General features: G+C 56.1%; 3 protein-coding genes and 3 pseudogenes. 4 read left to right on the top strand and 2 right to left on the bottom strand.

Annotated features, from left to right (window positions below; all coding sequences use genetic code 11):
• On the top strand, positions 1 to 238 hold a 238-nt coding region (locus GM30_RS25205; protein WP_274519072.1), incomplete at its 5' end, for a trehalase family glycosidase.
• On the opposite strand, the pseudogene GM30_RS25780 reads toward GM30_RS25205, so the two are convergent.
• Both GM30_RS25780 and GM30_RS21920 read right to left on the bottom strand, forming a co-directional pair.
• A pseudogene (locus GM30_RS25780) lies at positions 235 to 1,809 on the bottom strand (STY4199 family HEPN domain-containing protein); the annotation flags it as partial. The gene GM30_RS25205 and the pseudogene GM30_RS25780 overlap by 4 nt on opposite strands.
• Positions 1,810 to 2,037: 228 nt before the next feature.
• Positions 2,038 to 2,796, bottom strand: coding sequence for an SDR family NAD(P)-dependent oxidoreductase (locus GM30_RS21920; RefSeq protein ID WP_049850320.1), 759 nt, complete (start codon positions 2,794 to 2,796; stop codon positions 2,038 to 2,040).
• Between the two features lie 118 nt (positions 2,797 to 2,914).
• On the opposite strand from GM30_RS21920, the gene GM30_RS21925 reads away from it, so the two are divergent.
• The 3 genes and pseudogenes from GM30_RS21925 to GM30_RS21935 all read left to right on the top strand — a co-directional run.
• On the top strand, positions 2,915 to 3,814 hold the full coding sequence (locus tag GM30_RS21925; RefSeq protein ID WP_049850321.1) for a LysR family transcriptional regulator: 900 nt from the start codon (positions 2,915 to 2,917) through the stop codon (positions 3,812 to 3,814).
• A 60-nt stretch (positions 3,815 to 3,874) separates the two neighbouring features.
• A pseudogene (gene yhjD / locus GM30_RS21930) lies at positions 3,875 to 4,825 on the top strand (inner membrane protein YhjD); the annotation flags it as partial.
• Positions 4,826 to 5,060: 235 nt separating this feature from the next.
• Positions 5,061 to 6,068 (top strand): annotated as a pseudogene (locus GM30_RS21935) (MFS transporter); the annotation flags it as partial.

Raw genomic sequence — 6,068 nt, forward strand, 5'->3', positions numbered from 1 at the left:
GGACGCCCCCAACGGCTGGGCGCCGCTGCAATGGATGGCGGTGCAGGGCTTCAAAATGTACGGTCAGGACCCGCTTGGCGATGAGATCGCCCAGAGCTGGCTACAGACGGTGAATACGTTCTACAAAACGCACCACAAGCTGATTGAAAAATACCACATCGCGACCGGTACGCCGCGTGAAGGGGGCGGTGGTGAGTATCCGTTGCAGGACGGTTTCGGCTGGGCGAACGGNTCGTAAATGGCCTGCTGAATATCCAGCCATTTTTTGTTCATTTCATTCGGCTGCGACAGCATCCGCTGCTCCGCCAGTTCCAGTTCATGGTGCTGGCGGGCAATCACGGGCGGCCTTGAACAGAACGTTTGCAGATAGCTTTTGCGTATCATGGTCAGCTTCTGGCCGTTCACCATCGCGTGACCGGTGTTGGTGATAAAACGGCGACAGGGTTTTGGCTCGTCCATCTGCATCCGGTAGCGCAGCAGCAATTCCAGCACCTCTTCATTCTTGATATCCATCGCCATTTCGGTCCATGAAAGTTCCCAGTTCATTCCCCCCTGCAGGAAAAGCTGCGCCACTTTGACGTCGTTGCGATCGATAGCTGAACGCAGACTGAATGCGTCCCAGGTGACGCCCAGGCTGGAGAGCCGTTCGCGCGGCGATGGCACTTCCAGCTCCGTCGATTCCAGCGCCTCAGCGGTGGGTACGCGGGGAATCGGCCGCTGCGATACTTCGGAACTGAAAATCCAGATGGCGCCACCCAGGATCGCCAGCACCATCACGCCGACCGCGCCCCACAGCACGCCAGAAATCAGCTGTTCGCGCTCTTCCGGGGTGCGTTTTGCGTGCCGGCCCTGGCCTTCAATGTTGTCGCTCACCGAGGTCAGATCGCCACCGGCTTCCTTGTCACGCTCAATCGCCTGCTCCCAGAACTCTTTTAACGCCGCGTCATCGACCGTCATGTAGGTGGACGGGTTAACTCTGGTTTTTTTCTGCTCAAACGCGCGCTGCACGGGACCGGCAATCTGCTGGCTGTAGCTGTCGAGCAGCGCCAGTTCAGCGGAGGAGAGCGGTCGACCGCTGATCACCGCGTTGCGAAGCTGTCGGCAATGTTCGAGGAACGCCTGTAGCGTAATGCGCGGATCGACCAGATAGGTCAGCGAGGTCGCGGTATGGAAAATCGTTGAGTAGTGCCGCGCAAACTCTTTTTTGTCGACCAGCAGCAGCGCCAGTTCGCTGAACATCATCCCGCTGAGGATATCCCCGGAATTACCCAGCGTCAGCCAGCGCCGCACGTTGTCGGCACCGAACTGCAGCTTCAGATGGTTAGTGAGCTGGAGCGTATCGGGCCACGCCTGCGACACCAGCGCTTTAATCGTCAGCTCCAGCGCCCGCAATTGCCGCTGCGCCAGCGCCTGCCTGTCTTCGCCCGCCTCGCCCACTTTGGTGTCATAGCGCAGCCGTGGCTGTTTCGCCTTCACCGCTTCGAGGGTGCTAAGAAAACGGAGTGCCGCAATGCGCTGATTTTCATGCACGTTTTGCCCGCGCTCGTATTGCGGCACCGCCTGTTGCAAATGGCGAAGCTGGAGCGTGAATTCGCTCATTTCGGCGTCATTGAGATGCAGCCGTTTCGCGACGTTTGTCCATCCCCCCAGATTCAGACGCGCCTGTTCCAGTTGTTCCAGAAACCAGCGCGGATCTTTTCCCTCTGCCACATAAATTTTTAGCAACTGAAGCACGTCTACAGATGCATGACGAATCATCGACAGACTGTGTTCAAATTGTTCAAACATCTGATTCGAAGCTGTTTGCATCTTTCTGTTCCTTAACGCACGATCAAGTGAGGAATCAGCCTGATTTAGCTTAAAGTTTTCTTTTTAATTTTCGGCATTTACAAGATATACCAGATTATATCCAGCAACCGTGATCGCTATATTAACCAGGAGTGAAAGCGGCCCGTTTATCTGCCACTTTCTTTCACTTTTGCGTTTGAGGAAGGGAAAGAAAAAACCCGGTTTTCGGACGAAAACCGGGGGAGTTGCTTATAAAAACATTCCGCCCGAAACTTCGATGCGCTGCGCCGTCATCCAGCCCAGTTCATCGCTGAGCAACGCGGCAATCGCATTGCCGATATCATCCGGCAGACCAACGCGGCCCATCGCGGTTTGCGAGGCGACAAACTGGTTAAGCTGTTCGTTGTCCCGCACGCGGCCACCGCCGAAATCGGTCTCGATTGCACCCGGTGCTATGGCGTTCACAGAAATGCCGCGCGCGCCCAGCTCTTTTGCCTGATAGCGCGTCAGCACTTCCATCGCCCCTTTCATTGACGCGTACGCCCCGTAGCCCGGCAGCGCAAAACGCGCCAGCCCGGTGGAAACATTCAGAATACGTCCGCCGTTTTTCAGCAACGGCAGCAGGCGCTGCGTCAGGAAAAAGGGCCCTTTGAAGTGAATGTTTACCAGCTCATCAAACTGCTCTTCGCTGGTGTCAGCAAACAGCGCATTCAGGCCGATACCCGCGTTGTTGACTAAATAATCAAAGGCGTCGCGATTCCAGATTTGCTTAAGGTGTTGCTGCACATTCTGCACAAACGCCGGAAAACTCGCCGTTTCGCCGACGTTTAGCTGCAATGCCACCGCTTTCACTCCCGTTTGTTCCAGTTCCTGCACTACCTGTTGTGCTGCCTGAACGTTGCTGTTGTAAGTGAAAATAATGTGGATCCCTTTCGCTGCCAGCTTCAGCACCGCGTTTCTCCCCAGGCCACGGCTGCCGCCTGTCACTAAAGCAATACGTTGTGTCATAAGAACCTCATTTCCGCTGTGGTAAACCTGAGAAAAGAGCTTATTAGGTGAATTAAAAACAATAAATGTAGTAAATTACGCTTTACTGTTTCATACACATCAACAATCGGTTTAGGGTATGGATAAAATTCACGCAATGCAGTTGTTTATCCGTGTGGCGGAACTGGAAAGTTTTTCTCGCGCCGCCGATACCCTCGGTCTTCCTAAAGGTAGCGTATCGCGCCAGATCCAGGCGCTGGAAAACCAGTTGGGCACCCGGCTTCTCCATCGCACCACCCGGCGCGTACAGTTGACGCAGGACGGCATGGTTTATTACGAGCGGGCCAAAGATGTGCTCAGCAACCTGGATGAGCTGGATGGCATGTTCCAGCATGATCCCACCAGCATCAGCGGCAAGCTGCGGGTCGATATGCCCGTTGGCGTGGCGCGCAATCTGGTGATCCCCCGCCTGCCCACTTTTTTGCAGCAATACCCCGGCATTGAACTGGAGCTCAGCAGCAGCGATCGGCTGGTGGATGTCATTCGGGAAGGATTCGACTGTGTGGTGCGCGTGGGTACGCTGAAAGATTCCGGATTAATCGCGCGCCCGTTAGGGAAACTTTCGATTGTTAACTGCGCCAGCCCGCAATATCTGTCGCGTTTTGGCTACCCGGAAACCCTCGAGGATCTGACCGGTCACGCGCTGGTTCATTATGCGGTTAACCTCGGCGTGCGCCCGCCGGGCTTTGAGGTGATGCTCGATAACGCTACGCGCTGGATAAAAACCGGCGGCGTTCTGACCGTCAACAGCACCGAAACCTATCACGCCGCCTGTCTGGCAGGACTGGGGATCATTCAGGTGCCGCGCGTCGGCGTTCGCGAAGCGCTGCGCAGCGGTAAGCTGGTGGAAATCCTGCCGCAGTACCGCGCCGAGCCGATGCCGGTGTCATTGATTTACCCGCATCGCCGTAATCTTTCCCGCCGCGTTCATCTGTTTATGGAATGGCTGACGGGGGTGATGAAGGCCTATGTCGATTAACATTGAGCAGTACGCGCTATACTTTTTTATTTGAGTGACAAAGTAAGGAATAACAACCTGATGACGCCGGAAAACGACGAAAAGCGCCCCATTCAGGATCTGGAATACGATCCCGTCAGGAAAATGGACCCGAAAGAGAAACCCGCCTCCGGGGTGATCACCACCGCCAACAAGGCGCTGAAAAAAGCCACCGGGACGGCCGCCATCCTTCAGCGCCAGCCAGCGATTGCCCATCTGCTGCGCGCCACCGAACGCTTTAATGACCGCATGGGAAATCAGTTTGGCGCGGCCATCACCTACTTCTCGTTTTTGTCGATGATCCCCATTCTGATGGTCTCGTTCGCCGCCGGGGGGTTTATTCTCGCCTCACACCCAACGCTGCTGCAGGACATTTTCGATAAGATCCTGCAAAACGTCAGCGACCCGACACTCGCCGCCACGTTGAAAAGCACCATTAACACCGCGGTACAGCAGCGCACCACTGTCGGGATTGTCGGTCTGCTGATTGCGCTCTACTCCGGCATCAACTGGATGGGCAACCTGCGCGAAGCGATCCGCGCCCAGTCGCGCGACGTCTGGGAACGTACGCCGCAGGATCAGGAGAAAATCTGGGTCAAATACTTCCGCGATTTCATTTCGCTGATTGGCCTGCTGGTGGCGCTTATCGTCACGCTGTCGATCACCTCGGTTTCAGGCTCGGCACAGCAGCTGATTATTTCCGCACTGTATCTCGACAGCATCGAATGGCTGAAACCCGCCTGGCGACTGGTGGGGCTGGCGATTTCGATTTTCGCTAACTATCTGCTGTTTTTCTGGATTTTCTGGCGCCTGCCACGCCACCGTCCGCGCCGAAAAGCGCTGATTCGCGGCACCTTCATTGCGGCCATCGGCTTTGAGGTGATCAAAATCATCATGACCTGGACGCTACCGTCGCTGGTGAAATCCCCGTCCGGTGCCGCCTTTGGCTCGGTGCTCGGGCTGATGGCATTCTTCTATTTCTTCGCCCGCCTGNNCGCGCCATTTCAGCATTTAAATCCAGCCGTTAACTTTTATTTAACCAATTTCTGGATTTATTCACTAAGTTTTAATTTGTGTGAAGCATTTCATAGAACTGAAATCGCAGGCGCAAAAATTATCCGCTTTTTGGTTGTTTTATGAACTATTTGGCAACCTGTAACAGATTGAAATGTCGCTTTTGCTGTGCGTAATATGGCCGTTCGTTCGCCAGACAATAAGAAAATATTATATGCAAGCAACCGCCACAACACTCGACAACGAACAGATCATCGCCCCCGTCAACTCACGCAACAAAGTCGTCGTTGCGTCGCTCATCGGTACCGCCATTGAGTTCTTTGACTTCTACATTTACGCCACGGCGGCGGGGNACTGTTCGGCCACTTCGGCGACCGCGTTGGCCGCAAGGTGACGCTGGTGGCATCGTTGCTGACGATGGGCATTTCGACCGTGGTGATCGGCCTGCTGCCCGGCTATGAAACGATCGGCCTGATGGCGCCGCTGCTGCTGGCGCTGGCGCGCTTCGGTCAGGGTCTCGGTCTTGGCGGTGAGTGGGGGGGGGCGGCACTGCTGGCAACGGAAAACGCGCCACCGCGCAAGCGCGCGCTGTACGGCTCGTTCCCGCAGCTTGGCGCACCGATTGGCTTCTTCTTTGCCAACGGCACCTTCCTGCTGCTGTCGTGGCTGCTGTCCGATGNNCGCGTCCCGTTTATTTTCTCTGCCGTGCTGGTGATTATCGGCCTGTATGTGCGCGTCTCCCTGCACGAAACGCCGGTGTTCGCCAAAGTCGCGGCAGCGAAAAAACAGGTGAAAGTGCCGCTGGGTACGCTGCTCAGCAAGCATTTGCGGGTAACCATTCTCGGTACCTTCATCATGCTGGCAACCTATACGCTGTTTTACATCATGACGGTGTATTCGATGACCTACAGCACTGCGGCAGCACCGCACGGGCTGGGGCTGCCGCGGAACGACGTACTGTGGATGCTGATGATGGCGGGGGNCTGAGCCTGATGGGACTGACTTTTGGCCCGATGGGCGCGCTGCTGCCGGAGCTGTTTCCGACTGAAGTGCGCTACACCGGCGCGTCGTTTTCCTATAACGTGGCGTCGATTCTCGGGGCGTCGGTGGCACCGTACATCGCCGCGTGGCTGCAGGGCACCTACGGGCTGTTTTACGTCGGCGTGTATCTGGCGGCGATGGCCGCGCTGACGCTGATTGCGCTGCTGCTGACACACGAAAC

Origin of the sequence: Trabulsiella odontotermitis, from assembly GCF_001188485.1 — a bacterium.
GTDB classification, from domain to species: domain Bacteria; phylum Pseudomonadota; class Gammaproteobacteria; order Enterobacterales; family Enterobacteriaceae; genus Trabulsiella; species Trabulsiella odontotermitis_A.

Bases quoted from the DNA above. Each gene is read 5' to 3' on its own strand.
- GM30_RS21925 (WP_049850321.1), top strand. From the start codon at position 2,915: ATGGATAAAATTCACGCAATGCAGTTGTTTATCCGTGTGGCGGAACTG.
- GM30_RS21920 (WP_049850320.1), bottom strand. From the start codon at position 2,796: ATGACACAACGTATTGCTTTAGTGACAGGCGGCAGCCGTGGCCTGGGG.